The sequence below is a fragment of the Bradyrhizobium sp. Crot121 genome (assembly GCF_059512385.1).
This window is the reverse complement of record NZ_JCAMOR010000063.1, coordinates 21,364-48,299: the sequence shown is the minus strand read 5'-3', so window position 1 is coordinate 48,299 and position 26,936 is coordinate 21,364. Positions and strand designations below refer to the sequence as shown.

The following is a 26,936-nucleotide window of genomic DNA, read 5'->3' as shown; positions in this document are numbered from 1 at the left end:
AGCTCCTCCTTGCCGATCAGTTGACCTGTTACCCATGTCGCCGGTCTATTCTGTTACCTATGTAGCCGGTTAGGACCTCAAGCCCGGCCATGACGGAGGAGAGGATTGCGCAATGCATCCCTCCGTCATTCCGGGGCGCCGCAAAGCGGCGAGCCCGGAATCCATTTCTCCACCTGTGCTGCGGCTCGATGGATTCCGGGTTCGCGCCAAGAGGCGCGCCCCGGAATGACGGCACCGGGCATGTCATCGGCCCATGAGTTGATCGGCGAAATAGGCGATGGTTTTGCGGTACACGACAGCCCTGTTCCATTCGCGCATCGCTTCGAAATTGGCGCTGCCTTCCTCGTAGGACGCGCCCATCTTGAAGCCGTTGGTGTGCAGGAGGTTCGCGGTGGAGGCGAGCACGTCGGGCACGCTATGGCGCAGATCGACGTGGCCGTTGCCGTCGAAATCGACGCCGTATTTGATGTAGGACGACGGCAGGAATTGCGTCTGGCCGATCTCACCGGCATAGGCGCCGATCATGTCGTTCAGGCGGAGATCGCCGCGCTGCACGATCTGCAGCGCCGAAAGCAGTTCGCCCTGAAACAATTCGGTGCGGCGGCAATCATGCGCGAGGGTGGCGAGCACGCGGAAGACCGGCAGCTTGCCCATGTCGCCCTTGCCGAAATCGGTCTCCAAGCCCCAGATCGCGACCAGTATCTGGCGCGGCACGCCGTACTTCTGTTCGATACTCGATAGCAGCGCCGCATGACGCTGCAGCATTGCGCGTCCCGTGTTGATCCGCCCGGGCCCGACGCGGGTCGCGACATATTGCTCGAAGCTCTTGCGGAACGTGCCGCGCTGGCGCCGGTCGAAGGCAAGCACGCCCGCATCCTGCTGCACGCCGTCGAGCGCCTGCGAGATCACGCTTTGCGAGATGCCGGCCGCGGCCGCTTCCTGCGAAAAGCTGCCGATGAACGCGTGGAAGTCCCCGCCGCAGCGGGCAGCCCTGGCCGGGCCGGAAGCAAACAGCGCAAGCAGTAGGACGGCCAGAACAAGCCTCGGCATATCGGATTTCCTTCAAGAGAGAACGGCGGGCGGGAGCGATGATCATGCCCGTGAAAGTCAGACCCGTCAAAAGACCGGCGCAAATGGCGAAGCGGCCTGCGGATTTAGGAACGAAGCTGGGGCCGTGCCGGTTATGGGTGAGCACCGGGCTCCGGCTTTTCAATTCGCCGGTTTGTCGGCTGAGCCGCCGTCCCTGTCGCTTGGAAAATGCGATAGGATTTCATCATGAACGATTTGCAGGAAGAGACGCCCTCGCCGCGCGAATCCCTTGTTTTCGGAGCGCCGCTGTTTCGGCTGCTCGCGATCAACCTCGCCGCAGGTGTCTCGGTTGCGGTGCTGCTCGTCGGCGGCCTGCTGCTGCTCAATCCCGGCCACCTGCGTGACCTGATCCTGGCTGACGATACGCCCGGCGTTGCGCTCGGGCTGCTCTTGTTCGGCTTCATCGTCACGCTGGGCTCGAGCGCGATGGGCACGGCGATCATGGCGATGGGCCAGCAGCAGACCGACAGCGGCCCGCGGCGCGGCCGCGGCCAACTCGTGGCACAGAGCGTCGCTGCGATGGCTCCAACGCAGGGCAAGGCGGCGTCCGGCAGCTAGAGCGCGTAGCCCGGGTGCAGCGCCAGCGTAACCCGGGGACCGCCGATAAGTGTTGACGCAGCCGCCCCGGGTTGCGCTTCGCTCCACCCGGGCTACGAGGCTCGCAGGATAAGCCTGCACCTCAATGCAGGTTGAAAAGATCCTTCACCAGTTGCCCGGAAATGATATCCGCGAACGACAGCTTGATCCCCTGAGCGGGCGGCGGCGCCGGGCTGGCCGCGGGAGCCAGCGGTAGTGGCGGCTGCACCGCCGCGACCTTCGGCGCCTGCCGTTTGACGACCTTCTTGGTCTTTTTCTCGACCTCGACCGCCGGCGGAGGCGGCGGCGCTGCGGCGAGCGCACGCACCGGAGGCGGTTCGCTTGGCGGCACCGATTCGGCCAGCGTCGGCGGCGGCACAATGGTGGGCAGGCTGGTGTCCATGACGACAAGCTCGGGCGGCCGCTCAACCGACGCGATCCGGATGGCCGGCCGCTCAACCGGCTCACCCGCCTCCACTGTTAAGGATTGTGGCGAGCACCAGTCAGCGATGTACAGCAACGCAAGAAGCGATGCGCCAACCCAGGCGATGTATCGTCCGACAGGCATAACCATCTCTCGTCACCGTGCTGATGTGACCAGGAGCAAAGGCCGTAATCCCTGACAGTTGGTAACCGCGGCGGGATTTCGTGAGGAATCTTGGAACGTGGTTACCGCTGAAGCGCGATCCAGGACGACTGGAACCAATGGGTTCGTTGGGCGTCGAATCCTCCGCCTTCGGGCACCCATCCCAAGAGCCCAGCCGAAAGCTGGCGAAGGAGCGTCCATGCGCATTCTTCTTACGGTGCTGTGCGTCGGCATCTGGGGTTCAATCGCCGCAGCCCAGCCTCAGAGTGACGAGAAAAAACCAGGCGACTCCCCCTGGAGTACAGGCCGCACGGTTTTGCCCGATAACAAGGGACAGCAACAGCCGCAGGGGCGGACCGGACCGCTTGACACTGAATCGGGTGGCGCGCCCGCTGAAAGCCCGCAAGGTGGCACCCCGCCGCCGATGCAGCCTGCGCCTGGCGGTGCGTCGAAAACCATTGTGGATCCTAGTCCACCCCGTTCGAACGAGTGAATCAGGCGCGGTGCGAGGCTGCAACGCGCTGACGACTATGCCGCCGCACCGATCGCCCGCAGCCGGAATACTCATATTGGCATAAAAGCTCCAGCTCGCAGTTGCCTCGAAGGCGACGGCATGAAGGGAGCGCGTTTTTCGCGCAGGGCAGCCAATCACACCAACGCGCGTTATTTCTTTGACAGGCGCACCGTGATCGACGACAAGCCGCCCATGGCCAAGAAACCCGGCACCAATCCCAAAGGCGAGTTCGCCTTTTTCAATGTCGTTTACGAAGACGGCTCGCAGCGCTCCAACCGCCGCGTACCCGCCGAGCTGCTTGGCGGCCTCGATGGCGACGAGCCGGCACGTGGCTTCATCATCGAGCAGGACCGCGAGATCGCCGAAAAAGCCGGCCGCCCACCGCTGGCGATCAAGACCATCGAGCGGGTTGGGGCAAAGAAGAAATAAGCCGCCACCCGGCGTCCTTCGTATAGCGTATTCGGGGAGACAAAACCGGCGGGCCTTCGTCCGCCATTTCGTGGATGGCTGGCCAATCATACGTCCGGTTTCGCGCTCGACGGCGAAGGCAAATCAGGCGGCGACGTCGCGTACCAACGTCCCGCCGGCCTCGATCTCACGCCGTAGCCAGCCTGGTGCGGCATCGTAACCGTTCGGCCAGGTCGGCGCGCCATCCTCCAGGAAGACCCGTCCGAAGAATGCCGGATCGCGCAACGGCTCGACCATCGGCCCACCACGCTGAACGATGGGCGTAAAATCATACTCCCCCGCCATGCCGTCGCTGAACGACACACGCAAGCGGTAGCTTCCGAGGTACCTGATCTTTGCGACCTTAATCATCGTCGAGACCCACAATCTTGACGAGCGGCTGATTGGCGCGCGCTCGCCGCCAATTATCCTCTAATTCACCCCGATGTACCAGCGTCCATTGCTTGACGAGCCGCGCCGCATTGCCAGGCAAGCGCCCTTCGATAACCTCGCCGGTCTCGATAGAGACATTCGCCTCATGCCCGCTATACGAAGCTAGAAAATGCGGCGGGGGATGATCAACGAAGAACATTCGGATCGCTATTCCGTAAAAGTAGGCAATCGTCGGCATTCACCAGCGCCCCTTCCGCTTGTTCCAGGCGAACAGCATATCCGTGAACCAGTCGTACGCAAGCCGCGTCACCGGCAGCATGACGCGATTGCCGAGCAGCGTCGCGAGCTTCCCCTCGCCGGGTGTCAGCCACCAGATCGCGACGTCGGCACCGAGGATCAGGCGGCCGGCTTCGTCGGTCGCATGCAGGCCGCGGCGCACGTCGTCAACGGTTGCGCCGTAGGACGCGAGCGCATCCGGTTGTTCGTTGATGTCCTTGAAGCAGATGGTGCCGACGCGCACCGCGGCGAGGAGCTTGTTGCGCTGCCAGTCGACGCCATTGCAGCAAACGGGGCAGCGCATGTTGTACCAGACGATATATTGGGACGGCATGGTCAGTAAGTTGACCTTCAGTTGCTGGAATAGGAGGACGTCGCCGATTGGCATGACGTCGGTGATATTAACAGATGAAGGTCTACAAATTGACCTTTGGAACGAACGCGCGGCTGGCCTCACCCGAAATAGAGAGCTGGGGATATGAACCGTTCAACGAAACGAAGATCAAGAACGCCTGACAGTCCAAATCTGTCGGAGCTTACTGAGCAGGTAGAGCAAAGTTTCTTCGAAGCGATGCGTAGACCGCCTAGAGACGGCGATCGCCTTTTCTATTGGAGCTACTGCTATTCAGACGCAGAGTTTCGTGCGCTCATGATTGCGACCATGCTGCGAGCGAACACACCTCAACGTTTGATCTACATCTTCGACAAAACAGGCTTTATGGTATCAAAAGAAGGGTACAAGCGCCTGACAAAGGATGAAAAAGAGGAAATCCAACGAGCAGGACTGGAATACGATACGCTCGCTCAAGAAGGCCAAGATAACGTTTATAAGCTGTCAGACTATGATGAGATGGGGGGAGAGAAAGACGATCCTCTAAGAAATGCCCTCTATATTTTTGGAAATTTCATTGAGCGGAACGTCAACTCGGGACGCCACACTGTGGACGTTCAACGGTTCGTTTGCGCGTACCTATTAGTCCGCACATACAGAATTGTGAGGGCGATCTTTCGCTCACAAAAATATACGACCAGCGAAGAGGCGCTCGTTTTAGTCAGGTCTTTGTACGAGATCTATTGCAAGTTGGTCTACGCAACACGCAGCAAACGAAACGCCCAATACCTCCTAGACTCTGACTTCGGACTGAGTTCCGGAGTATATGAAGTGCTGGTAAAAGACGGAAAGACAAAGAGACACATCCTAGTCAACCGAAGGTCGGGGAAGCAAATCCCTCGAACGCGCAGTTTCTACGAATACATTTCAACCTCGAGGTTTTCGGAAGATAGGGAGCTATTCGAAGTTCTGTACGAATACCTAAGTTCTTTTGTCCACTCGGGGTCACGCCACATCGCCAGGACATGGATCGATAACAGTACTGGTTTCTCACTTACGCACGACAATGATGAGAATCTTAAAGTATTTGTCTTGATGCTAACGTGCCTGATCTCTTCTATGACCATGCAAGGTATTCTTTCTTTGCGAAACATTTCAGAGGTTTCGAGATGGGACATATCTCTATTCTGTTTCGCAACCCGACACATAGTTATGGAGAGCGCAGTACCGCATGGCTCTGAATTGGAAGACCTGTTTCCAAAGATGAAAGCCCGCGCAGCCGTTTTGCCAGCGAAAGTGAAGCGTTTCATCATAAGACCATAAGTTCGAAGGACGCAGTGGCAGAACACGGAGGCACCTGCGCGCGATTATTCAATAAAAACGGCGGGCTTTCGCCCGCCGTTTTCGTGGATGCCCGGATCAAGCCCGGGCATGACGACCTGTGTTGGTGCGTCAGTTATCCAGGAAGCTCCGCAGCTTCCGGCTGCGTGACGGATGCTTGAGCTTGCGCAGCGCCTTGGCCTCGATCTGGCGGATGCGTTCGCGTGTGACCGAGAACTGCTGGCCGACTTCTTCCAGGGTGTGGTCGGTGTTCATGCCGATGCCGAAGCGCATGCGGAGCACGCGTTCTTCGCGCGGGGTGAGCGAGGCGAGCACGCGCGTGGTGGTCTCGCGCAGGTTCGACTGGATCGCGGCGTCGATAGGCAGGATCGCGTTCTTGTCCTCGATGAAATCGCCGAGGTGTGAATCCTCTTCGTCGCCGACGGGCGTCTCGAGCGACAACGGCTCTTTCGCGATCTTCAGGACCTTGCGCACCTTCTCAAGCGGCATGCCGAGCTTCTCGGCGAGCTCTTCAGGCGTCGGTTCGCGGCCGATCTCGTTGAGCATCTGGCGCGAGGTGCGCACGATCTTGTTGATGGTCTCGATCATGTGCACGGGGATGCGGATGGTGCGGGCTTGATCCGCAATGCTGCGGGTGATCGCCTGCCGGATCCACCAGGTGGCGTAGGTCGAGAACTTGTAGCCGCGGCGATACTCGAACTTGTCGACCGCCTTCATCAGGCCGATGTTGCCTTCCTGGATCAGGTCGAGGAACTGCAGGCCGCGGTTGGTGTATTTCTTCGCGATCGAGATCACGAGGCGAAGGTTGGCTTCCACCATCTCCTTCTTGGCCTGGCGTGCCTCGCGCTCGCCCTTCTGCACACCGTGCACGATCTTGCGGAACTCGCCGATCTCGAGGCCGGTGAGCGCTGCGAGCTGCTGGATGTCGTGGCGCAGATCCTTGATGCGGTCCTTCTCGTGGTGGACGAAGTTCTTCCAGCCTTTTGCAGAGAGTTTCGAGACACGGTTGAGCCAGCGCGGATCGAGCTCGGAGCCCTGGTAATTGCGCAGGAAATCCTCGCGCGCGACGCCGTGGCTGTCGGCAAGCCGCATCATCCGGCTCTCGAACGAGACCAGCCGCTTGTTGATGTCGTAGAGCTGCTCGACCAGCGAATCGATGCGGGCCTGGTTCAGGCGCAGCGACTTCACTTCGACGATGATCTCGTCCTTCAGCTTCTTGTACTTGCGCTCCTGCGAGGGCGAGAGCGACTCGCTCTGGAGCTGGTTGGCGATGTCCTGCTCCTGCAGGCGCCGCAGCTTCTTGTATTCGGACGCGATCTTGTCGAAGGTCTCGACCACCCTCGGCTTCAGCTCGGCCTCGATCGCCGCCAGCGACATCTGGTTCTCGAACTCGTCGTCGTCCATGTCGGCTTCGGCGGCGGCCTCGCCCGGATCCTTCTCCTCGCCCTCAGGCTCGCCGCCGGCGGGCGCTGATCGGAACGGGGTCGGCGACGGCGGTGCGGCAGGCGGTGCGACATGGGCCGGCGCGGCCTGCCCGGTCTCGCCTTCGCCCTCGGCGGCGGACGCGCCGTCAGCGACCGGCCCCGCGATCATCGCCGTGTTCATGGCGCCCTTGGCGTCAGGGCCGGCATAGGTTGCTTCGAGATCGATGATGTCGCGAAGGAAGATCTTGCCTTCGTTGAGTTCGTCGCGCCAGATGATGATGGCCTGGAAGGTCAGTGGGCTTTCGCAGAGCCCTGCGATCATCGCCTCGCGGCCGGCCTCGATGCGCTTGGCGATGGCGATTTCGCCCTCGCGCGAGAGCAGCTCGACAGTGCCCATCTCGCGCAGATACATGCGCACGGGATCGTCCGTGCGCTCGCCCGGCTCGGATTTCTTGACCTCGGTGACGGCCTTCTGCGTGACCTCGACAAGCTCGTTATCGGTCTCGTCGTCGGTGTCCTTGTCCTCTTCCTCGCCGTCGACGTCGTCGGCCTCGGTGACGTTGATGCCCATGTCCGAGAGCATCGACATGATGTCCTCGATCTGCTCCGGCGAGGTGGTGTCGGAGGGAAGCACTTCGTTGAGCTGATCGAAGGTCACGAAGCCGCGCTTCTTGGCCTGCTTGATCATCTTCTTGACGGCAGCATCCGAGAGGTCAAGCAATGGCGACGGCGCATCCGCCTGTTCCTTCTCGGGGGCATCCGCTGCCTTGTCGTCTTTTTCCTTGTCCTTAACCTGCAGCGTCTTTGCCTTGGTGGCCATTCATCAAGCTCCCGAAACGCGCTTCACGTGAGGCCGGCGTTGCGACGCGCGCCTCTCATGATCCACTGACGTCACAAGCGCGACAGCTTCCTTTTGGTAAGAAGCATTCGCACTCAATCTCTTCGCTTGAGCAGGATCAGGAAAACCGTTACGTCCTCCCCCGACCATGCTCATGATACGGAAAGGGCGGCGCAACATGTCGCCACCCCATAATTCCGCTTTAGTCCGCCCTGACGGTCTGCACACCAAATAAGGGTGTGCCTATTAAGTTTCGCTTAACCCTGTTTTTGCAGCCAAACCATGGGTTTGGCGAGTCTTTTTGCGGGTCCGGCCCGAACCGTCCGCATGATTCTTTCATCATACGCTGCGCTGGAACCGGCCCGACAGCTCACCAAATCCCTCGATCAGGGCCTCGGTGCCTTCGGCTTCTGCCATTCGTGCCTGGATGTCCCGCAGCCACGCCAAGTTCGCCTCGCTGGAATCCTCGGCCAAAGCCTGCTCGGCGTCCTTCCTTTCCCTAAGTAATGCATGTGTTTTCTGATGCAAGGCAACGAGTTGCCGCCAGGTGGAAAGAACATCCTCGCGTGCCGCGCCGACCTTGACGCCCCACACCGCCTGGGTCGTGATCGCCCGCTCAACCCTTTGAAGGATTTGTGAAAATCCGCCCGCCTCGAGATCGGCCCGCATTTTTTCGGCCTGCTCCTCCTCGTCGGGAGAATGGTGGTGATCGTTGGCGAAGGCGGCGATGATGCCGGCGCGGAGCTTGTGCGCCTCCGGGTGGGCGAGCTCGAGGGCCGCGACCTCCTCCAGATGGTCGTGCAATAGCCAGGGATGGTTGATCAGGGTCTGCAGGATCAGGGCCTCGCGGCGGGACAGCGCGCTGCGCTGGCCGTGCATGATCGGGCTACTCGCGAGCTGCGGGCTCGCCGCCTGGTAGGGGCCGGGGAGCAGCCCCTGGGCCGGGCCTGCTGGCGGGCCGAATCGGCTGCCACCCGGGGCGCGGGGCGCAAAACGGCGGGATGATTCGCCGCCTTTGGCTGAGCGGAACGGGCCGCGGCCATAGCCGCTACGTGCGGCCGCGGGAGCAAAATTGCGCTGCAGGCGCTCGGCAAAATCCTGCCGGTAGTAGCGGCGGACCACCTCGTCGCGGACGGCATTGGTGAGCTCGCCGATCCGGGCCTCAAGGGCGGCGCGGCGCTCGGGCGTTGCAAAATTGCCGCCCTCGATCTCGCGCGACCAGAGCACCTCGGCAAGGCCGCGGGCGGCCGAGATCACCTCCTCGATCGCGCCGCGCCCGCCCGAGCGGGCGAGGTCGTCGGGGTCCTGGCCTTCCGGCAGCAGCGCGAAACGCAGGCTTTTTCCCGGCTTCAGATGCGGCAGTGCCAGATCCGCGGCGCGGTAGGCGGCCTTCTGGCCGGCCCGGTCGCCGTCGAAGCAGAGGATCGGCTCGTCCGCCATCTTCCAGAGCAGCGCGAGCTGGTTCTCGGTGAGCGCAGTGCCGAGCGGCGCCACCGCGCCGGCAAAACCCGAGGTGACCATGGCGATGACGTCGACATAGCCTTCGACCACGATCAGGGCAGCGCCGTCATGGGCGGCCTGGCGGGCAGTGGCGAGATTGTAGAGGTTGTCGCCCTTGTGGAAGAGCGGGGTTTCCGGCGAATTCAGGTACTTGGCGGGGACGTCCTTCTCCAGCGCCCGGCCGCCGAAGGCGATCACGCGACCGCGGAGGTCGGTGATCGGAAACATCACGCGGTCGCGGAAGCGGTCGTAAGGCACGGGGATGCCGTCGCCGGCGACCAAAAGCCCCGCCTCGACCATGTCCTCGGTCGAAATGCCCTGGGAGCCCAGGAATTCCTTCAGCCCGAAGCGGTCGGGCGGCGCATAGCCCAGGCGGAACTGCAATTGCGTCGCCGGCGAGATCGCGCGGTCGGCGAGATAGCCGCGCGCCTTTGCCCCGTTCCGCGAGGCCAGCGTATCGGCGAAGAATTTTGCCGCGAGTTCCATCACGTCATACAGCGTCTTGCGGCGCTGCTCGTGGCGGGCGGCATCGGGCGTTGCCGCCGGCAGCGGCATGCCGGCCATCGAGGCCAGCCGCTCGACCGCCTCGGGGAAGGAGACGCCCTCGGTCTCCATCACGAAGTCGAAGATGTTGCCATGCTTGCCCGAGGAAAAGTCGTGATAAAAGCCCTTCTGGTCGTTGACCGTGAACGAGGGCGTCTTCTCCTGCTGGAACGGCGACAGCCCCTTCCACTCCTTGCCCGCCTTCTTCAGCCGCACACGCTTGCCCACGACTTCCGAGACCGGAAGCCGGGCGCGCAGCTCGTCGAGGAATTGTGGGGTGAAGCGCATGGGGCGGATTTGGGGCCAGCGTGAGGGGTCACCGATATAGTGAGCGCGGGCTCAAAGTATCAGGATTGTGGCGATTCGCCCGGTATTCACAGGCCGCTCAGGGCTCCGTTGGAGCCCTCGGTGGTAATGGCATCTTGCACCCCGCCCGGTTCCGCTGTTGGATAGTGGCATGTTTACGACATTTAGAGGCGGACAGAGCGGCGGCTGGCGCGTCACCTCGATCTCCAAGGTGAAGGGCGAGACATTGCCGCGCGTGCCGGCGCTGTCGATCATCGCGAGCGAGGCGATCGCGCTGCCGCTGTTGCCGTCGACCACGGCCTGGCGGCTCGCCGGCGTCATCAGCTATCTGCACTATACGAACCGCGCGGAGAAGGAACAGCTCGACGCGCAGCAAGCCGGGCTTGGCCGGCGCGAGGCAAGCTGCGCGGCGCTGATCCCGATCCGGAAGACTGTCGCATGGTGGAATCTGACGCCGGAAGAGCGGCGCGAGATCTTCGAGGACAAGTCGCACCACATCGCCGGCACGCTGAAATATCTGCCCGCGATCGCGCGGCAGCTCTTCCACAGCCGCGACCTCGGCGAGCCCTTCGATTTCCTCACCTGGTTCGAATTCGCCCCCGAGCACACCGCGCTGTTCGACGAAATGGTGGCGATGCTGCGCGCGACCGAAGAATGGAGCTATGTCGAGCGCGAGGTCGACATCCGCCTCGTGCGCGAGGAGTGAAGCAGCTTACGCCTGCAAGAACCGGCCCGAGGCGATGCGCGGCAGGTGCGCGACCGGCCAGTTGTAGACATAGGTCCACGCCTCGGCTGTGGTGCCGTCGGCCAAGGTGAGGGGCAACATCTGGCGGACATATTCGGTCGGCTGCGGAAAACCCTCGCCGCAGGCTTCATACATGTCGAACTCGCGTAACAGTTCGTCCGGGACACGCAGGCGAAACAATTCGCCGTGCACGATGTCGGCCGGATCGTCGGAGAGCTCGAGCGCGGGATAATGCGCCACCCGGTAGAGCCGGCCCTGGCAGCGCGCCTCACTGATGAAATCGGCATTGCCCGAAAGCAGCCGCGCCATCGGATGGTCGAAACCGCGCATCAAGGTGCCGTAGACGAAGAGACGGTCGGAGATCATGGCCGCTTGTTATCCTGCCGCCCGCAGCCGGATCAAGCCGCCACCTCTTCGCTGATCACGATGAACTTGGTCAGCGTCATGCAGCCGAAGCTCGTGGTCAGCGCGACGTCGGCGGCGTCGCGGCCGGTGCCCATCAAAATGCGGCCGATGCGCGGCACGTTGTGGCGGGCATCGAAGGTGTACCACTCCCCCGAGAGATAGGCCTGGAACCAGCCGGAGAAATCCATCGGCGCGGGGTCCGGCGGCACGCCGATGTCGCCCATATAGCCGGTGCAGTAGCGCGCGGGGATGCCCATGCAGCGGCAGAAGGTGAGCGCGAGATGGGCGAAGTCGCGGCAGACGCCGGTGCGCTGCTCGTAGACATCATGCGCCGACTTCATGTGATGAGCATGCTGATAGCCAAAGGTGACGTGGTGGTGCACGAACTCGACGATCGCCTGCACCCGCGCCCAGCCGGGCGGCGTGTTGCCGAACAGCGACCAGGCGATGTCGGTGAGCTTGTCGGTCTCGCAGTAGCGGCTCGGCATCAGATAGAGCAGCATCTCGTCCGGCAATTGCTCGATCGCAATCTGCTGCGCGCTCGGGTTGACGACGTCAGGCAGGCCGGAATCGCGCACCAAGGCGTGGCCGCGCAAGGTCACGCCGCCGGCCGGCGCCACCAGGCGGCCGCAGACATTGCCGAAACTGTCGCGATAGAAGCCGATCGGGACATTGGGCTCGGCTATGATTGTCTCGGTGCCGATGATGTCCTGGAAGCGCGAGGGATGGATCGAGAGCATCATCACCATCGGCGTCGGCTGCGCGGCCGCATAGGCAATCTCGAAGCCGACCTTGATCTCGATCATGCCAGCTCGCTCTCCCTCTCCTCCTCGCCGACCGGCTCGACCGCGATCGCAACTTCCATGTTCACGAAGGCGTCCGCCGCGCCGAGATAGACGCCGTGCAGCGGGATCGCCTGGCGCGGATCGCGGGCGACGGCGACGCGGATCAAATCGCGCGTGCCGACGATGCCGTTGGTCGGATCGAACTCGATCCAGCCTGCGCTCGGCAGATAGACCTGCACCCAGGCATGCGTCGAGCCGCCGCCGACATGGAAGCTGTCCGAAGGCGTCGACAGATAGCCGGACACGAAACGCGCGGCGATGCCAAGGCGCCGCAGCGCCTCGATCATGAAAAGCGCATAGTCGCGGCAGGAGCCGGAAGCCGTCTGCAGCGTATCAAGCGGATGCTGCGTGCCCTGCTCATGGCGCTTGCGATAATTAAAACTTTCACGGATGCCATGGGTCATGCCGCTGAGGATCTTGAACGTCGGCGTCGGCGCTTCGGCATCGAGGAACTGCCGCGCCCAGGCCGAAAGCTCGCCGTCCGGATCGGCATATTGCGGCCTGATATATTGCAGCAAATCCGGAAATTCCTCCTCGTCATAGAGGAATGGATAGAAATAAGCGGGGTCGTCCGGCGTCAGCGCGAACTCCTCGGCCGGATTATGGTCGACGGTGGCGGTCGAGGTGAAGGACAGCGTGTCCGCCCGCTCATCGAAAGCCGCGATCGCCACACTGTTGCCGAACACATCGTGGATCCAACGCAGCGACATCGGCTGCGGCTCGATTCTGAGATCGCTCTCGACCACGCGCAGGTCATGGCTGTCGCGCGGGCTCAGCATGATGCGGTGCTCGCCGAACGCCACCGGATGGGTGTAGCGATATACGGTCTTGTGACGAATCTTGAGTAGCGGCATCGTGCGGCAATCATCGTGACTTTCGGCGGTCTAATCTATAGTGGGCGCTGCTCATTTTTAAGATCGGCGTGCCACTTCGATAGGCAAAGTTGAGGACAAAATCTTGGACACCACGACCGGCGCGACGTTCCTGCTCACGGACGAAAACATCCCGCCGGTCCACGAACATAATGCCGAAGGCGGCTCGCCGTTCCTCTTCACCTGCGACCATTATGGGCGGCTGATCCCGCGCGTGCTCGGCAATCTCGGCCTCTCCGAAGACGAGCTGACACGGCACATCGCCTGGGATATCGGGATCGCCGAAGTCGCCGAGCAGCTTGCGACGCAGCTCGACGCGCATCTGATCGCGCAGCGCTATTCGCGGCTCGTGATCGACTGCAACCGCCCCCCGCATGTCGCAGCCTCGATTCCGCTGATCAGCGAAGCCACCACGATCCCCGGCAATGAGGGTTTGACGCGCGAAGCCGCGCAGGCGCGGCGGCAGGCGATCTTCGATCCCTATCACCGGCGGATCGGCGAGATCATCGACCAGCGGCTGCACGCGGGCAAGCCGACGGTGCTGCTGTCCATGCACAGCTTCACGCCGGTTTATGCCGGCATCGCGCGTCCTTGGCACATCGGCACGCTCTATCACCGCGATACCGTACTGCCGCCGCTGCTGCTGAAGCGTCTGCGCAGCGAAGGCGACCTCGTGGTCGGCAACAACGAGCCCTATGCGGTCAGCGACGAGACCGACTACACGATCCCGGTCCATGGCGAGCGGCGCGGCCTGATGAACACGGGACTAGAGATCCGCCAGGACCTGATCACCGATCAGGCCGGACAGAAGGCATGGGCGGACAGGCTGGCCCGGATCCTTGCCGAGATCGAAGCGAGGTTAAGTGCGGAGAAGCTGATCTAGCGCGCATCCAAACCAACGGTGCCTGCTTGGCGGATAAAGCAGACATGCGCGGGGTCGCCGCGGAATTTCGCGTCGCTGACTTCATGACCAAAAGGCAGACCGAAATATGAGTCTCAGGACCAGAAGCGATCCTCTCGCTGCTCGTCACCTTGATACTCACGAAACTCGACCGCCTTCCCATCCCTCATTTTCCAGACATGCACCTCTGGAAATGACTCGGATACCCCGCTTCTTTGTGCATTCACGGTGGCCAACGCAACCACGACATCGCCATCGGCCAATACGTTGTGCACGTCAATGCCAAACACGTTCCCGGAAAGCTCCATCGTGCGTTGAAAGAAGCTCCCGACCTGATCGTGCCCGGTGTAGTCGCCTGACAGCGGACTATGGCCGGGAACATGCCAAGTAATGCCCGGATCGAAGGCTGCAAAGACCGCAGGGACGTTTCCCTGTGCGAAGTCCTCGTAGGCTTTGCGAATAATCATCGCATTTGATCTGGTCATTGGCTTCTCCCTTGTGTTGGCTCATCTCCATTGCGGCATCCATCCGCCCCTCTCGACCCGTATGCTCTGCCTCGTTTATGGCGGGGATGCGGAAGGGGCGTGAGCGAAGCCCCCAATGTCCAGACGTGGCCCGTTGCCGCTTCGGGACTTGGCGCTGCTGTCCGCTTTGCGCCAAAAGCTGTTCTCGCCGCCAGGTCGCATTTTGACCCGTAGCGGACTCGCCAACGTGTTTAGCCGAATGCTTTTTTTCTAGTTAAAACTTGCGCCCAAGTTAAATGCCTTGGCAAAGTCATAACATTCACCACACAAAACCTTTGGCTGAAGGTGTTCAAGCGCAAGTCCAACCCATTCGCCTGTTAGCTTCACTCTATCGTTGCAATCGGAGCACCAGGCGTCTCCCCTTGGATTGTTGGGATCGTCTACGCTCCAAAAGAAGCCGACGCGCCGTCGGTCTACCAACCCTTGAACGATATGCTGGCAGACCGAGGTTTGCGGTTGGTCCCCATGAGTAGCGCATCGAACCCGCGGCATGACAAATCGATCCTCCTAGGCCGCCTCAGTTGGTGGCGTCTTTCATATCAAACTACGCGTACACTGTCGCCTGTTGGCCCTTCTCAGAGTCGCGGGTCCGACCAAATGTCCACTTTGCGCCAGGAGCCGTCCTCCACGCCAAGTCGCGCTTTGACCGCAAGCCGACTCTCGGGGCCGGCTCTGCTCACGTCAGTGCGGACATTGGTCAGGACCTGCCGACCCAGGCGATGGTCGTTTCCGCCGCCGGTCGGCACGTACGAGGGTGAATCGATGCGCTCTCGGACTTATGCTCATCCCCAGCGCGGTCGGCGGCCTGGCCCGATTCAACAGGTCACGTGAAAAAGGCCGATCTTCTTCGCATGCGAGCTGTTGAACGTGTCAATCGCCTTGGGCGTCGGCTGCAGCAGGACCGTGCAGCCCTTTCTCGCAAAATACGCCTCAGCTTCCGGCGATAGATGCACATTGCCGAACTGGCCCGAGCCCAGAATGAGCTGCTCACATCCCTTCTCGAAGACGAACTTCGCTTCGTCCTTCGAGAGGACATGCGAGGTGCCGTAGTACTTCTTCGACAGCTTCTTCTTCCGCCTTGCCACTTCGCCGGACAGACGAATGATCACGTCGTGTTCATAAGTCTCTCCGTCAATCGTGATGGTGCCGAATGTAGTGCGTTCGATCTTCATGGACTGACCTCCTCATGATCTCGACACAAGGCCCCGACTCGGCAGACGAGCCTTATTCTACCTGATTGTATCAAGCAGTGCGTGGGTACTTGCGATGTCGCACGCGGGTCCAGATCGGTCTCTCAGACCCTCAGCGTGAAGCGTCCCTTGAGCATGTTGTTGGTGTCGGTCTCGGCAAGCTGGCCGGCATAGAAGATCGAGGGCGAGGTGTTGGCGCCGAGCGCCGAGGCCCGCCTCGATGAGCGCCGCATCGCTGGCGATGGCCCCCCCGTCGCCGTCACGACCTGCTCCTGCCTGCCGAACAGCAAGGCGACATCGCCGAGATAATCGAACGACCCGTTTCCGGCGAACGGCACCGAGCCTTCGACGCCGATGAGAGGCGCACTGCTGTCGGCCTTATTCCGAAAGCAATGTGTGGGTTTGGACCGCAGCAGGAACGGTCATCTTCCAGCGGCGCCCACCCCTACTTCTTGATCAACGGACATCTCGACTGAGCCAATGGTTGAAATGCCTGATCGGCAGGTATTGTGGCAAGCAATTTATAGTAGTCCCACGGCCCCTTGGACTCTTGAGGCTTCTTTACCTCGAACAGATACATGTCATGAACCATTCGGCCATCTTCTCGAATTTTTCCATTCTTGTAGAAGACGTCGTTGACCGGCAACTCGCGCATTTTTTGCATCACGTCGTCGGTTCGATCCGTGCCCGCGGCCTGAACGGCTTTCAGATAGTGCAGGACCGATGAATACGTGCCGGTTTGAAGCATATTTGGCATGGCGTTCATCGTCACGTAAAAGCGCTGCGCCCACTTCCGCGTGTCGTCGTTCATGTCCCAGTACGACGCCTCGGTAATCGTCAGCCCCTGCGCTTCCTTCAATCCGAGCCCGTGAACGTCATTGATGAAACCAGCCAGTGCCGCGAGCTTCTGGCCGCCTGCAGTCAAGCCAAACTCCGCCGCCTGCTTGATCGAATTGATGGTGTCGCCGCCCGCGTTGGCAAGCGCGACGACCTTCGCTTTCGTCCCCTGCGCCGCGAGCAAGACAGACGCGAAATCGGCTGTTCCAACCGGATGTTTTGTGCTCCCCACAACACGCCCACCCAGATTCGTGACGATGTCGCCCGTATCCTTTGCGAGGCCCTGGCCAAACGCATAGTCGGCCGTCACGAAATACCAAGTATCGAATCCCTGACTGACGAGCGCCTTTCCCGTACTGTTGGCGATCGCGAACGTGTCATAGGCCCAATGAACCACGTAGGGTCCGCAGACTTCATTGGTGATTCTGGTTGACCCCGGCGAGCTGAGCGCAATGATCCTTTTCTTCTCTTTAGCGATCTCAAGGACGGCCAAGGCAGGCGACGAGGATGCAACGTCGAGGATTGCATCTACCTTATCCGTGTCGAACCATTTGCGCGCTATGGTGGCGCCGATGTCGGGCTTGTTCTGATGATCTGCGGACACGATTTCGACAGGCAGGCCAAGCACCTTGCCGCCGAAATCCTCAACCGCCATCTGCGCGGCAGTGACCGCTCCCTTGCCAGTAATATCGGCGTAGACGCCCGACATATCCTCAATGAGCCCGATGCGGACAACGCCATCCGAAACCTTTTCGTTTTGCGCAGCGGCGCAGGCTGTGGAAAGCAATAGGCCGGCAACCGCTGTCGCAAAGCAACGCAAACCGAATTCGGATTGTCTCATTTCCTCGACCTTTCAAGATATCGATTGGCTCAATGCGCCTATCTCATGAAATCTTCTTGTTGCTGCCCCACGGTCTTCCGAGACGACCGGTTGCATCATCACCTCTCGGTTCCTCTCTTCGCGAACGCGGCCAGACCCCGCTTGGCCTCCTCGCTCGTGAAAGTGCGCTGACCGAGCGCAGCCTCAAGGCGAAATGCTTCCGCAAACGGAACATCCTGAAGCGTCAGTGCGGCTTCCTTGATCGTCTGGATCGCGGTCGGGCTCAGCGCGGCGATTTTCGCAGCAAGCTCGTAGGCGAGCGGTTCGACCTGATCCGCATCGACGACGCGGTTAACGACGCCTTTGGCGAGCATGTCGTCTGCGGAAAAGCGCTCGGCAGTCAGCATGATCTCCATGGCATGCGCGTAGCCAATCTTCCTGACCAGACGCACGAGCGTGCCGCCGGCCGGCACGAAGCCGTGCTTCGGCTCGGGTAACTGAAAGACCGCACCACGCGCGGCGACGCGAATGTCCGTCGCCAGCATGATCTCGAAGCCGCCGCCCATGCAGAGGCCACGAACAGCGCTGACGACCGGTTTGTAGAAGCCGGGAAATTTGATGTGGGCCGGATCCCAGGCCGAGATGTCAAATTTGTCGGCGGCAAGTGCCGGAATGGACTCCGTGAGATCGGCGCCGACGCAAAATGCCCGGTCGCCTGCCCCCGTCAGCACGACTGACCGAACCTCGTCATCAGCTTTGATTTCGAAGAATGCGCGCCCGAGATCATCATACATGGCCAGGGTCAGCGCGTTCAGCTTGTCGGGCCGGTTGATTCGGACCGTCGCAACGCTTCCGTCCTTGATAAAATCGATCGACATCAGACCGCTCCCGACGCCCTGAGACGCTCCAGCTCGGCAGGCGTTACATCCGCCAACCGGGAGAGAACGTCCGCGTTGTGTTCGCCAGGCAGCGGCGCTTTCTCGAATGATGTCTGTTTCGTCCCGGACAGCTTTATCGGGAGACCGAACATCCCGATCAGCTTCCCCGCGATCGGGACGTTGACGATCATGTTGCGAGCCGCGATATGCGGATCTTCGACAACTTCGGCGATGGTCTTGATCGCGCTGAGCGGGATCTTGTCGCCCGCCATTGCCTCGAGCTCGGCCTTGGTGTAGCGACTGAACCAACGCTCCAGCAGCGGCTTGACTTTGGTTTCTGCCACGACCCGATCGAACCGCTTCTCCATCGTATCGATTTCCGGATCGGTGGCCTGCTCCGGTTCGCCGAACAGGGTACAGGTGATCGCCCAGAACTTGTCGGTATAGCCACCGAAGAAGACGTAGCCGTCCTTACAGGCAAATTGGCCATAGGGTCGGACAAATGGATGATCGTTGCCCAGTGGCGAGGCGACTTCTTTCTGGGCCGTGTATCGGACCACTGCATTCTCGGTCAATGTCAGGACGGAATCCTGCTGAGAGACATCGACAACCTGGCCGACGCCGGTTGTCTCGGCCTCGCGCAGCGCCGCCAACGTTCCAATGGCGGCATAGAGCGAGGCGGCGAGATCTCCGATGATCGTGCCGACGCGGACCGGGGGCATGTCGGCGTAGCCGTTCATGGACCACAGTCCCCCTGCCGCTTGACCTGTGTTGTCATAAGCAGGCTTGGACGAGTTGGGGCCTGTGCGGCCGAAACCGCTGATAGCGGTGTAAATGAGCTTGGGATTGACCTCCCGCAGGACGTCATAACCGAGGCCAAGCTTGTCCATCGTGCCAGGACGGAAGTTCTCGACAAGGATGTCGGCCTTGCGGACCAGCTTCTTCAGCAATGCCTTGCCGTCATCGGATTTGAGATTGAGCGTGATTCCCAGCTTGTTGCGGTTGAATTGCGTGAAGAAGGCGCTGAGCTGCTCATCGTCCGCGCCAACGAACGGTGGGAATGTCCGCGCATAGTCCGGCTCGCCGGGGTGCTCTACCTTGATCACGGTGGCACCCAGGTCTGCGAACAACATCGAGCAGAATGGACCAGCAACGACACGCGTTATATCGAGGACCATTACGTTCTTGAGAGGGCCGCTGCGCTCCTCGGCTCTACCAATCTTTTCTTCCTTGTTCACGTTATCCTCCCATCCCTTACGAATTCCCGCCGACATAGCGAGTGATTTTCGTTCAAGAGCGTGAGCACCGAAGGTACATTTTCATGCGCGCTCGTCGAGGCGGCATAATGCCTGCACAAAGTGGCGTGCATGGTCTCAACGTTTTACGAACGCAGCTTCTCGAGAACGTCCTTGGCGCGGTCGACACGAACATCGTGATCGGCTGCAAGCGCGGCGGCGACCTTCTCGATCTCATCGCCGGCAGCTCCGGCAACGATCGCGATGTTTCTGGCGTGAAGCGCCATGTGCCCCTTCTGGATTCCTTCAGTCGCGAGCGCTCGAAGGGCCCCCATGTTCTGAGCCAGCCCGACGGCGACGGTGACCTCCGCCAGCTCCTGAGCACTCTGAACGCCCAGTATCTTTAACGCGGCCCGAGCGGCAGGATGGGTCTTGGTGGCGCCGCCCACCAGGCCGAGCGCCATCGGCATTTCGAGCGTGCCGACGAGATTGCCATTGCCGTCAAGCTCCCAGTTGGAAAGCGACGTATAGCGGCCGGACCGGGCTGCCCAGACATGGGCACCGGCCTCGATCGCCCGCCAGTCATTGCCGGTGGCCACAACAACCGGATCGATGCCGTTCATGATGCCTTTGTTGTGTGTTGCTGCCCGGTAGGGATCGACGATCGCGAACGCACAAGCCTCGACGATGCCTTGAGCAACACGTTCGCCGCTGTACTCGTCGGTCTGCAGCGCATCTGATGTCACGGACACCATGGCTCGGGCGATGCGCAGATCCGCGTAGTTCGAGAGAATACGGAGACGGACCGTGCCGCCCGTGATCTTTTCGATGATCGGAGCAACCGTCTCCGCCATCGTATTGACCGTGTTGGCTCCCATCGCGTCGCGAACATCGACGATGAGATGTACGGCGAGCATCGGCCCCACTGGGGTGTGCTCAAAGACATGAACTTCAATGTCGCGACATCCGCCCCCAAGCGAAATCAGAACCTTGTCTCTGCTATTGGCTGCAGCGATGATCGCTGTGCGCTCCTTCAACACCCTTGCGCGAGCGCCGTACACATCGGTCACACCCAGCACCTGCACCTGCGCCCGCATCATTGGCGCAGAACTCGACGTCTGGAAGCCACCGCATTTGCGGACTATCCGCGCCATATACGACGCCGCTGCGACCACCGAAGGCTCTTCGATCGCCATCGGAACGAGATAGTCACGACCGTTCACGGTGAAATTGGTGGCGATGCCGATCGGCAATTCGAACGTACCGATGACGTTCTCGATCATGCCATTGGCGAGCGCGATCGGCAGTGCGCCGGCGTTGAAGGCGGCTCTCTCTGCGTCACCCAGCGATGTCGCTTTGGCAACGCGCCCCATCCTCTCGGCGGGCGCAAGGTTGCGCAGGTTTTCCAAACGGGAGTTGATATTTCTGGGCTGTTCTTCCACTCCGGCCATCGCCGCGCCTCCCGTCGAGAGTTTTTCGATTGCCGCGACGTTAGGCACCATCGCACTGCGATCAAAAGGGACAATTTCAAAATATTGTCCGTAACTGTACCCTTCCCAGAAAACCGAGGGTCCACGTAGCTGGCGCGGCCATATGCGCATCCGGTTATCTGGATTGGAGGCGGCTCCTGCTGCGCGAGCTTGCCATTGAACCGTTAGAGCTCATCTTGTTACTGTAAAAGCCGAGGTACACTTTTAAAGAATTGTCCGGCACCGTACCCGCCAGGAGGCATTGCGTGGCGCCTGCACATTATGACCGCGAACGCGGAGCGACGCTCGCCAGCGGGTTAGCCAATCGATTGCGCGTGCAGATACTTTCCGGTGCTTTACCGGAAGGCAGCCGTCTGCCTTCGATCAGAAAAGCCGCCGCAGAATTTGGCGTTTCCAAAAACACCATTGTCGAAGCGTATGACCGACTGGTGCTGGACAACCTGGTTACTGCAAAGGCGGGATCTGGTTTCGTCATTACATTTCGTGGAGGTGCTGAGGGAAGGCCAAGGCACGTCACGGAAGCAGTCGACATCGCCTCGCTGCTGAACGCGCAACTCTCGCAGAACTTCGAAATACGCGTTGGAGATGGAAGACCACCTGCATCGTGGACAGAGCACTCGGAGATCAAGAGATACCTAAGCAGCAATGGACGGATGCTGCCGGCCGACGCCGACGCGTACGGGTCCGCACTTGGCTTCTTGCCGCTCAGGCAACAGATCGCCTTGCGGCTACGCGCGCAACAGATTGCGATCAAGGAGGACAGCCTGCTGCTCACGTTCGGAGCCAACCATGCGCTCGATCTGATCATCCGAGCGATGTTGTCTCCTGGCGACACCGTTCTGGTCGACGAACCGGGCTACTATCCCCTGTTCGCAAAGCTCACCCTCGCGCAGGCCCGGATCGTGGGCGTTCGACGCATGCCTGATGGCCCCGACGTCGACGACCTCGCAGCCAAGATACAAACGGAGCGCCCGAAGCTGTTCTTCACGCAGTCGCTCGGTCATAATCCAACCGGAGGTTCAATCACTCTTCCTGTTGCGCACGCCATCCTCAAGACGGCGACGCGATCCAACCTCGTTATCGTCGAAGACGATCCGTTCGTCGACCTTCCGACGACTGCCAACAACAGATTGGCCACGCTGGACCAGCTGAACAACGTCATATCGATTGGAACATTTTCGAAGACTCTGTCGGCCAGCCTGCGATCCGGCTTCATCGCCGCCCGCAGCGACCGCATCGCGACGCTTGCAGAACTCAAGATGCTCACCACTGTAAACAGCTCGGGGCATGTCGAACGCCTGCTCCATCGATTGCTCGCGGATGGCCACTACGACAGACACTTGAAGCGACTGGGGCAGCGGACCGAAGCTGCTTTGAGCCGGGTCGAAGCCGATCTATTGCGAGCAGGCCACCAGATCTATTCTGGGACCAAGACGGGATATTATCTTTATCTCTTGCTTCCAGAAGGCGTGGACGACATGAAGCTTGCGCGTGAAGGAGCAAAGGAGAGCATCTTTATCGCGCCTGGAAGTTTATTCTGCCTGGATAAAAATAGCTCTCTGGCCAAAGCGATAAGGATCAATGTTTCGCGAGCCGACAATCCGAAATTTTACGAGTTTTTGTTGCGCCGAATGCGATAGGTGAAGAACACGAGCACGACGGCGGAGTGGAATTCATGGCCGCCTTCGACACGACGCTCCCCACCGCGGGCTCGTGCCTCCCAGCAGACGCCGCGCCTTTTGAAATGCAGCCTAACCCGGTCCCTCTGACTATGCAGATTCGGCCAGTCATGTGACGTGAGTTGAAGCCCGGCCGAGATCGCTGCTGCGCAGGTCAACCGCGCATACCTAATCAACCTGCCGAAAGTGCATAGCGCGTGCAGGGCCCTTCGCGCAATTTCCCAACAGGACGGCGCCCCTTCCACGTCCGCCCGACCATTCGAAGGGAGAGTTCTGTGAAACGTCTATCGTTGGTCATCGGCGTGCTGGTCGCGCTCGCGGCTCCCAGCGCATCGGCTCAATCGATTAATCTGACCGGCATCTATACGTGCGTCGACAAGTGTCGGGGAAGTCTGCCTGCCCATGTCACGCAGAACGGATATGACTTGAATCTTCTGACCGAGTCAGGCGTGCCTGCACGCGCATGGCCAGACTTGTTTTCGCCGGCGAGCCGGATCTGGATTGATGCCTTCAACGAAGGCGCGGTCTATTCTCCGGATGGCATGCTCATTCAGTTCGACAATGGGACAATCTGGCATCGAGGCTTGCCGCCTCGGCGAAGGTGATCCGTGCGGATAGCTGCGCCGCCAGTCGCCATGGTCCGGACACGGCTTCACGCCGGACTATGACGCGATCGCGTGTCCCTGGCATATCGGCACGCTCTACCACCGCGACACTGTGCTGCCGCCGCGCCTCCTGAAGTAGTTGCGGAGCGGCGGCGACCTCAATCTCGCCTGTTGCCCTCACAGACATCGCTTTGCAGGTCCACCATTCGCCCAGGCCACTGCGTTAAACTGGCCGAGAAGTCCGGTGATCGGGGCTTCCGTCGACAGATGTGCCTTCGCAGCCCTCTCCGATGTGCTATTCTCATAGCAGAGGCCATAGGTATGCCATGACGGGTATTGCAGAGTGGCTAGCATCGATCGGCTTGGGAGAGTACGCCCAGCGTTTCGCCGAGAACGCGATCGACCTCTCGGTCGTCAGCGATCTCACGGAGCAGGACCTCAAGGATCTCGGCGTCCTGCTGGGCCACCGGCGCAAAATCCTGCGCGCGATTGCAGAACTCAAGAATGAAGTCCCTGTAACGGCCCGAACGGGCGTCAAACCGGCGCCGCGGGACAGCGCCGAGCGGCGTCAACTCACGGTCATGTTTTGCGATCTGGTGGATTCGTCGGCACTTTCGGCCCGACTGGATCCGGAGGACTTGCGCTCGGTCATCAGCGCCTATCACGACTGCATCGCGGAGGTGATCACCCGGAATGAGGGCGTCATCGCGCGGTACATGGGGGATGGCGTGCTGGCCTATTTCGGCTATCCCCAGGCGCACGAGGACGATGCCGAGCAGGCGACACGCGCGGGGCTGGCGCTGGTCGATGCCGTGGCCAACCTGCAGACAGACATCGGCACCAAGCTGCAAGTCCGCATTGGCATCGCCACCGGCATGGTCGTGGTGGGCGATCTGACCGGCGAAGGTGCCGCCAAAGAGCAGGCGGTCATTGGTGAGACACCGAACCTGGCTGCTCGCCTGCAGCAGTTCGCCGAACCCGGTACGGTGCTGATTTCCGAGAGTACGCACCAGCTCACCGCCGGATATTTCGAATATCGCGATCTCGGCTCGATCGCGCTCAAGGGATGGGCGGAGCCAGTACCTGCCTGGCAGGTGCTCGGGATAAGCCGAGTGCAAAGCCGCTTCGAGGCGCAGCGCAAGACTCGATTGACGCCACTCATCGGGCGTGACGAGGAGATTGAGCTGCTGTTGCGGCGCTGGCAGCACGCCGCGTCAGGCGAAGGCTGCGTGGTGGTTCTAACTGGAGAGCCGGGTATCGGTAAGTCGCACATCGCGCTGGCGCTTCAAGAGCGGCTCCGGACCGAACCACACATTACCGTGCGCCATTTCTGCTCGGCGCACCACGCCAACAGTGCGCTGTATCCATTCATCACCAACCTCGAACGTGCTGCCCGGTTCGAGCGAGGCGAGACGCCGACGGAGAAGTTTGCCAAGCTTGAAGCTCTGCTCTTGCGGTCTGGCGCAGACGCAGACCGTGTGGTGCCGGCTCTGGCCAACCTGCTGTCGCTGCCGCTCAGCGGCCGCTACCGCCTGCCCGAGCTGAGCCCGCAGAAGCGCAAGGAGATGACGCTGGCGGCGCTCCTGGCTCAGCTCGACGCATTGGCGGCGCGGCAGCCAGTGTTTGTCCTCTTTGAGGATGCCCATTGGGCGGACCCGACTTCGCTCGAGTTGCTTGCGGTTACACTGGAAAGGATGCCGCGGCTTCGCGTGCTGCTGCTGATCACCGCCAGACCGGAGTTCACGCCGCCCTGGCCTGGTCATGCGCATGTGACGACGGTCTCGCTCACACGGCTGAACCGACGCAACGGGGCGGTATTGGTCGAGCGCATCACGGCCGGCAAGACGCTCCCGGAGGAGGTCATGGACCAAATCCTCTCCCGGACCGATGGCGTGCCCCTGTTCGTCGAGGAACTGACCAAGGCCGTGCTCGAAACCGGGCTGTTGCAGGAGCGGGACGACCATTACATGCTCAGCCGTCCGCTACCCTCGATGGCGATTCCAACGACATTGAACGCATCGCTGATGGCCAGACTCGATCGATTGGCCCCGGTGAAGGACGTGGCTCAGATCGGAGCAGTTCTGGGGCGCGAATTCTCTTACGAACTGCTGAGGGCCGTTACCGGGTTGCCAAGACAGAGGCTCGAGGAGGCGCTTGCCCAGTTGGTTCGGGCGGAGTTGATATTCTGCCGAGGCGAGATACCTCGCGCGGTCTACAGCTTCAAGCATGCGCTGGTGCGGGACGCTGCCGAAGCGGGACTTCTGAAGAGCCGACGCGCGGCACTACATGCCACCATCGCAGACGTCTTCGAGCAACGGTTCCCGGAAATCGTGGAGACTCAACCCGAGACGCTCGCACTCCACCTTACGGAGGCGGGACTGTTCGAAAAGGCAGGAGAATACTGGCTCCAGGCAGGCAAGAAGGCGGCCATGCGCTCCGCCAACCTCGAAGCCATCGCGCACTTGCGCAAAGGCATCGAGGTCTTGGCCCATTCCGCCGACGGCGCACCGAAGGACAGGCGGGAGCTTGATTTCCAATTCGCGCTGGGACCATGCCTGATCGCCACCGAAGGGCCGACTTCGCCACACGCGGTGGCGACCTTCGCCCGTGCGCGCGAGTTGTGCCAGCGCCTCGGAGATCCCCCCGAGGAACTACAAATCATGTTTTGGTTGACCACCGCGAGCGTCATGCGTGGTGAGTTGCCGGCCGCCGAGGAAATGATCTCGGCGCTGCTCGATCTCGCGGAGGCGCGCGGCGATCGACCGACATTGCTCAACGCGATGCGCGGGCAAGGGATGATTCGTCTGTTCATGGGACATCTCACGGGCGCTCACGATGTAATCGAACGGGCCTTTGAAGCCTTCGAGACGAGCAGCGAGCAGGACAGATTGGCGGCACGTGCCGCCGGCCAGGATGCGGGCGTGGCCGACCTTGCTCTGATGTCATGGGCACTCTGGCTGCTGGGCCGCGCCGATACGGCACTCGCACGCCTGAATGCAGCCATTCAGCGTGCCGACGCCATCAATCATCCCCATTCGCAGGCCTATGGATGTTATTATGCGTCCATTCTCCACGCTCTTCGGGGCGAGTTCCTGACTGCACAGCGCTATGCCGAACGCTGTCTCGCCTTGTCGGAGGAACATGGATTCCGGCAATGGCGAGGATTGGCGCGCGCCGTCCGCGGGATAAGCGCCACTTTTCTTGATCCTTCGTCCGCCGCGCTCGCGGAAATCCAGACTGCGATGAAGGAACATCGCAGCGCGGGCTATCAGCTCGGCATCACAGCACTATACGTGCTGCTGTGTCCGGCCTTGTTGTCGAGCCATCAACGCGAAGCTGCGCTGGAGCTTATCGAACAGGGTCTCGCGACAACCAGCCGTAACAGCGAACGGATATTTGAGGCCGAACTGTGTCGACTGAAAGCGCGCGTGTTGCTCTTCCATGGCGTGCCGGAAGCAGGCACCGAGGCGCAATCAATGCTCGATCACGCGCTGACAATTGCAAGGAGCCAGCACGCCAAGGCCCTCGAACTTCGAGTTGCCGTAGACCTTGCCGCCTTGTGGATCGATCAGGGCAGGCGCGAGAAAGCGCTCGAGCTGCTCGCGCCCATCTACGCCTGGTTCACCGAGGGCCTTGATACGCAGGATCTCAGGCAAGCAAAGGCATTGCTCGACCGACTGCGGTAATTCTGCTCGAACTGCAGATATCGTGGCCTGGCTCTGAAAGTCGGCCGTGAAGCTGCTTTA

General features: G+C 61.0%; 25 protein-coding genes. 8 read left to right on the top strand and 17 right to left on the bottom strand.

The genetic code is table 11. The annotated features are described in order from the left end of the window. Positions 1 to 243: 243 nt before the first annotated feature. Positions 244 to 1,050 carry a lytic murein transglycosylase gene (locus tag AC5ZGW_RS35005; RefSeq protein WP_130226537.1) on the bottom strand — a complete coding sequence of 269 codons (807 nt, stop codon included), beginning with the start codon at positions 1,048 to 1,050 and terminating at the stop codon, positions 244 to 246. A 225-nt stretch (positions 1,051 to 1,275) separates the two neighbouring features. On the opposite strand from AC5ZGW_RS35005, the gene AC5ZGW_RS35000 reads away from it, so the two are divergent. After that, on the top strand, positions 1,276 to 1,647 hold the full coding sequence (locus AC5ZGW_RS35000; protein WP_245474763.1) for a hypothetical protein: 372 nt from the start codon (positions 1,276 to 1,278) through the stop codon (positions 1,645 to 1,647). Positions 1,648 to 1,768: 121 nt separating this feature from the next. Here AC5ZGW_RS35000 and AC5ZGW_RS34995 read toward each other — a convergent pair whose 3' ends face one another. Continuing rightward, on the bottom strand, positions 1,769 to 2,068 hold the full coding sequence (locus AC5ZGW_RS34995; RefSeq protein ID WP_130226538.1) for a hypothetical protein: 300 nt from the start codon (positions 2,066 to 2,068) through the stop codon (positions 1,769 to 1,771). An 889-nt stretch (positions 2,069 to 2,957) separates the two neighbouring features. Between AC5ZGW_RS34995 and AC5ZGW_RS34990 the strand changes: the two genes are divergently transcribed. Beyond that, positions 2,958 to 3,194: a hypothetical protein gene (locus AC5ZGW_RS34990; protein WP_130226563.1), complete on the top strand. Its 237-nt coding sequence runs from the start codon at positions 2,958 to 2,960 to the stop codon at positions 3,192 to 3,194. Between the two features lie 123 nt (positions 3,195 to 3,317). Here AC5ZGW_RS34990 and AC5ZGW_RS34985 read toward each other — a convergent pair whose 3' ends face one another. Genes AC5ZGW_RS34985 through AC5ZGW_RS34975 form a run of 3 tightly spaced genes read right to left on the bottom strand, consistent with a single transcriptional unit; the run spans position 3,318 to position 4,215 of the window. Next, positions 3,318 to 3,584 (bottom strand): DUF2442 domain-containing protein, encoded by a 267-nt coding sequence (locus AC5ZGW_RS34985; RefSeq protein WP_130226539.1) that lies wholly within the window; start codon positions 3,582 to 3,584, stop codon positions 3,318 to 3,320. Then, positions 3,577 to 3,843, bottom strand: a complete 267-nt coding sequence (locus AC5ZGW_RS34980; RefSeq protein WP_130226540.1) for a DUF4160 domain-containing protein — start codon at positions 3,841 to 3,843, stop codon at positions 3,577 to 3,579. The genes AC5ZGW_RS34985 and AC5ZGW_RS34980 overlap by 8 nt, the downstream gene beginning before the upstream one ends. Beyond that, on the bottom strand, positions 3,844 to 4,215 hold the full coding sequence (locus AC5ZGW_RS34975; protein ID WP_130226564.1) for a DCC1-like thiol-disulfide oxidoreductase family protein: 372 nt from the start codon (positions 4,213 to 4,215) through the stop codon (positions 3,844 to 3,846). It lies immediately after the preceding gene. A gap of 144 nt (positions 4,216 to 4,359) precedes the next feature. Here AC5ZGW_RS34975 and AC5ZGW_RS34970 point away from each other — a divergent pair, with 144 nt between their 5' ends. Continuing rightward, positions 4,360 to 5,535: a DUF5677 domain-containing protein gene (locus AC5ZGW_RS34970; RefSeq protein ID WP_130226541.1), complete on the top strand. Its 1,176-nt coding sequence runs from the start codon at positions 4,360 to 4,362 to the stop codon at positions 5,533 to 5,535. 129 nt (positions 5,536 to 5,664) lie between these two features. Here AC5ZGW_RS34970 and rpoD read toward each other — a convergent pair whose 3' ends face one another. Next, on the bottom strand, positions 5,665 to 7,797 hold the full coding sequence (gene rpoD, locus AC5ZGW_RS34965) for an RNA polymerase sigma factor RpoD (protein WP_028168456.1): 2,133 nt from the start codon (positions 7,795 to 7,797) through the stop codon (positions 5,665 to 5,667). A 357-nt stretch (positions 7,798 to 8,154) separates the two neighbouring features. After that, a complete protein-coding gene (gene dnaG / locus AC5ZGW_RS34960) occupies positions 8,155 to 10,146 on the bottom strand; it encodes a DNA primase (protein ID WP_130226542.1) in 1,992 nt (663 codons plus the stop codon). A gap of 169 nt (positions 10,147 to 10,315) precedes the next feature. On the opposite strand from dnaG, the gene AC5ZGW_RS34955 reads away from it, so the two are divergent. Next, positions 10,316 to 10,870, top strand: a complete 555-nt coding sequence (locus AC5ZGW_RS34955) for a chlorite dismutase family protein (protein ID WP_130226543.1) — start codon at positions 10,316 to 10,318, stop codon at positions 10,868 to 10,870. A 6-nt stretch (positions 10,871 to 10,876) separates the two neighbouring features. Here AC5ZGW_RS34955 and AC5ZGW_RS34950 read toward each other — a convergent pair whose 3' ends face one another. The 3 genes from AC5ZGW_RS34950 to AC5ZGW_RS34940 are packed head-to-tail and all read right to left on the bottom strand — an operon-like array spanning position 10,877 to position 13,013. After that, a complete protein-coding gene (locus tag AC5ZGW_RS34950) occupies positions 10,877 to 11,275 on the bottom strand; it encodes a gamma-glutamylcyclotransferase family protein (RefSeq protein WP_130226544.1) in 399 nt (132 codons plus the stop codon). A gap of 32 nt (positions 11,276 to 11,307) precedes the next feature. Beyond that, positions 11,308 to 12,117 carry a transglutaminase-like domain-containing protein gene (locus tag AC5ZGW_RS34945; protein ID WP_130226565.1) on the bottom strand — a complete coding sequence of 270 codons (810 nt, stop codon included), beginning with the start codon at positions 12,115 to 12,117 and terminating at the stop codon, positions 11,308 to 11,310. Then, positions 12,117 to 13,013 carry a transglutaminase family protein gene (locus AC5ZGW_RS34940; protein ID WP_130226545.1) on the bottom strand — a complete coding sequence of 299 codons (897 nt, stop codon included), beginning with the start codon at positions 13,011 to 13,013 and terminating at the stop codon, positions 12,117 to 12,119. The genes AC5ZGW_RS34945 and AC5ZGW_RS34940 overlap by 1 nt, the downstream gene beginning before the upstream one ends. Positions 13,014 to 13,116: 103 nt before the next feature. Here AC5ZGW_RS34940 and AC5ZGW_RS34935 point away from each other — a divergent pair, with 103 nt between their 5' ends. After that, the gene (locus AC5ZGW_RS34935) at positions 13,117 to 13,914 is read left to right on the top strand and encodes an N-formylglutamate amidohydrolase (protein WP_130226546.1); all 798 of its coding nucleotides are present in this window, start codon (positions 13,117 to 13,119) and stop codon (positions 13,912 to 13,914) included. Between the two features lie 113 nt (positions 13,915 to 14,027). Here the strand turns inward: AC5ZGW_RS34935 and AC5ZGW_RS34930 are convergent, their stop codons facing one another. The 7 genes from AC5ZGW_RS34930 to AC5ZGW_RS34900 all read right to left on the bottom strand — a co-directional run bounded on the left by AC5ZGW_RS34930 (position 14,028) and on the right by AC5ZGW_RS34900 (position 20,867). Continuing rightward, positions 14,028 to 14,417: a nuclear transport factor 2 family protein gene (locus tag AC5ZGW_RS34930; RefSeq protein WP_130226547.1), complete on the bottom strand. Its 390-nt coding sequence runs from the start codon at positions 14,415 to 14,417 to the stop codon at positions 14,028 to 14,030. An 854-nt stretch (positions 14,418 to 15,271) separates the two neighbouring features. Then, a complete protein-coding gene (locus AC5ZGW_RS34925) occupies positions 15,272 to 15,628 on the bottom strand; it encodes an Mth938-like domain-containing protein (RefSeq protein ID WP_130226548.1) in 357 nt (118 codons plus the stop codon). Positions 15,629 to 15,750: 122 nt separating this feature from the next. After that, positions 15,751 to 15,984, bottom strand: coding sequence for a hypothetical protein (locus tag AC5ZGW_RS34920; protein ID WP_130226549.1), 234 nt, complete (start codon positions 15,982 to 15,984; stop codon positions 15,751 to 15,753). Positions 15,985 to 16,091: 107 nt separating this feature from the next. Further along, on the bottom strand, positions 16,092 to 17,324 hold the full coding sequence (locus AC5ZGW_RS34915; RefSeq protein WP_130226550.1) for an ABC transporter substrate-binding protein: 1,233 nt from the start codon (positions 17,322 to 17,324) through the stop codon (positions 16,092 to 16,094). A gap of 98 nt (positions 17,325 to 17,422) precedes the next feature. Beyond that, positions 17,423 to 18,181, bottom strand: a complete 759-nt coding sequence (locus tag AC5ZGW_RS34910; RefSeq protein ID WP_130226551.1) for an enoyl-CoA hydratase/isomerase family protein — start codon at positions 18,179 to 18,181, stop codon at positions 17,423 to 17,425. Further along, complete coding sequence (locus tag AC5ZGW_RS34905) at positions 18,181 to 19,419, bottom strand: CaiB/BaiF CoA transferase family protein (RefSeq protein ID WP_245474764.1); 1,239 nt, start codon at positions 19,417 to 19,419, stop codon at positions 18,181 to 18,183. The genes AC5ZGW_RS34910 and AC5ZGW_RS34905 overlap by 1 nt, the downstream gene beginning before the upstream one ends. A 143-nt stretch (positions 19,420 to 19,562) precedes the next feature. Further along, on the bottom strand, positions 19,563 to 20,867 hold the full coding sequence (locus AC5ZGW_RS34900; protein WP_130226566.1) for a hydroxymethylglutaryl-CoA reductase, degradative: 1,305 nt from the start codon (positions 20,865 to 20,867) through the stop codon (positions 19,563 to 19,565). 284 nt (positions 20,868 to 21,151) lie between these two features. On the opposite strand from AC5ZGW_RS34900, the gene AC5ZGW_RS34895 reads away from it, so the two are divergent. The 3 genes from AC5ZGW_RS34895 (at position 21,152) to AC5ZGW_RS34885 (ending at position 26,876) form a co-directional block, all read left to right on the top strand. Beyond that, positions 21,152 to 22,546, top strand: a complete 1,395-nt coding sequence (locus AC5ZGW_RS34895) for an aminotransferase-like domain-containing protein (RefSeq protein WP_130226553.1) — start codon at positions 21,152 to 21,154, stop codon at positions 22,544 to 22,546. Between the two features lie 314 nt (positions 22,547 to 22,860). Then, positions 22,861 to 23,190 (top strand): hypothetical protein, encoded by a 330-nt coding sequence (locus AC5ZGW_RS34890; protein WP_130226554.1) that lies wholly within the window; start codon positions 22,861 to 22,863, stop codon positions 23,188 to 23,190. Positions 23,191 to 23,516: 326 nt separating this feature from the next. After that, positions 23,517 to 26,876, top strand: a complete 3,360-nt coding sequence (locus tag AC5ZGW_RS34885; protein WP_130226555.1) for an AAA family ATPase — start codon at positions 23,517 to 23,519, stop codon at positions 26,874 to 26,876. Positions 26,877 to 26,936 lie beyond the last annotated feature (60 nt).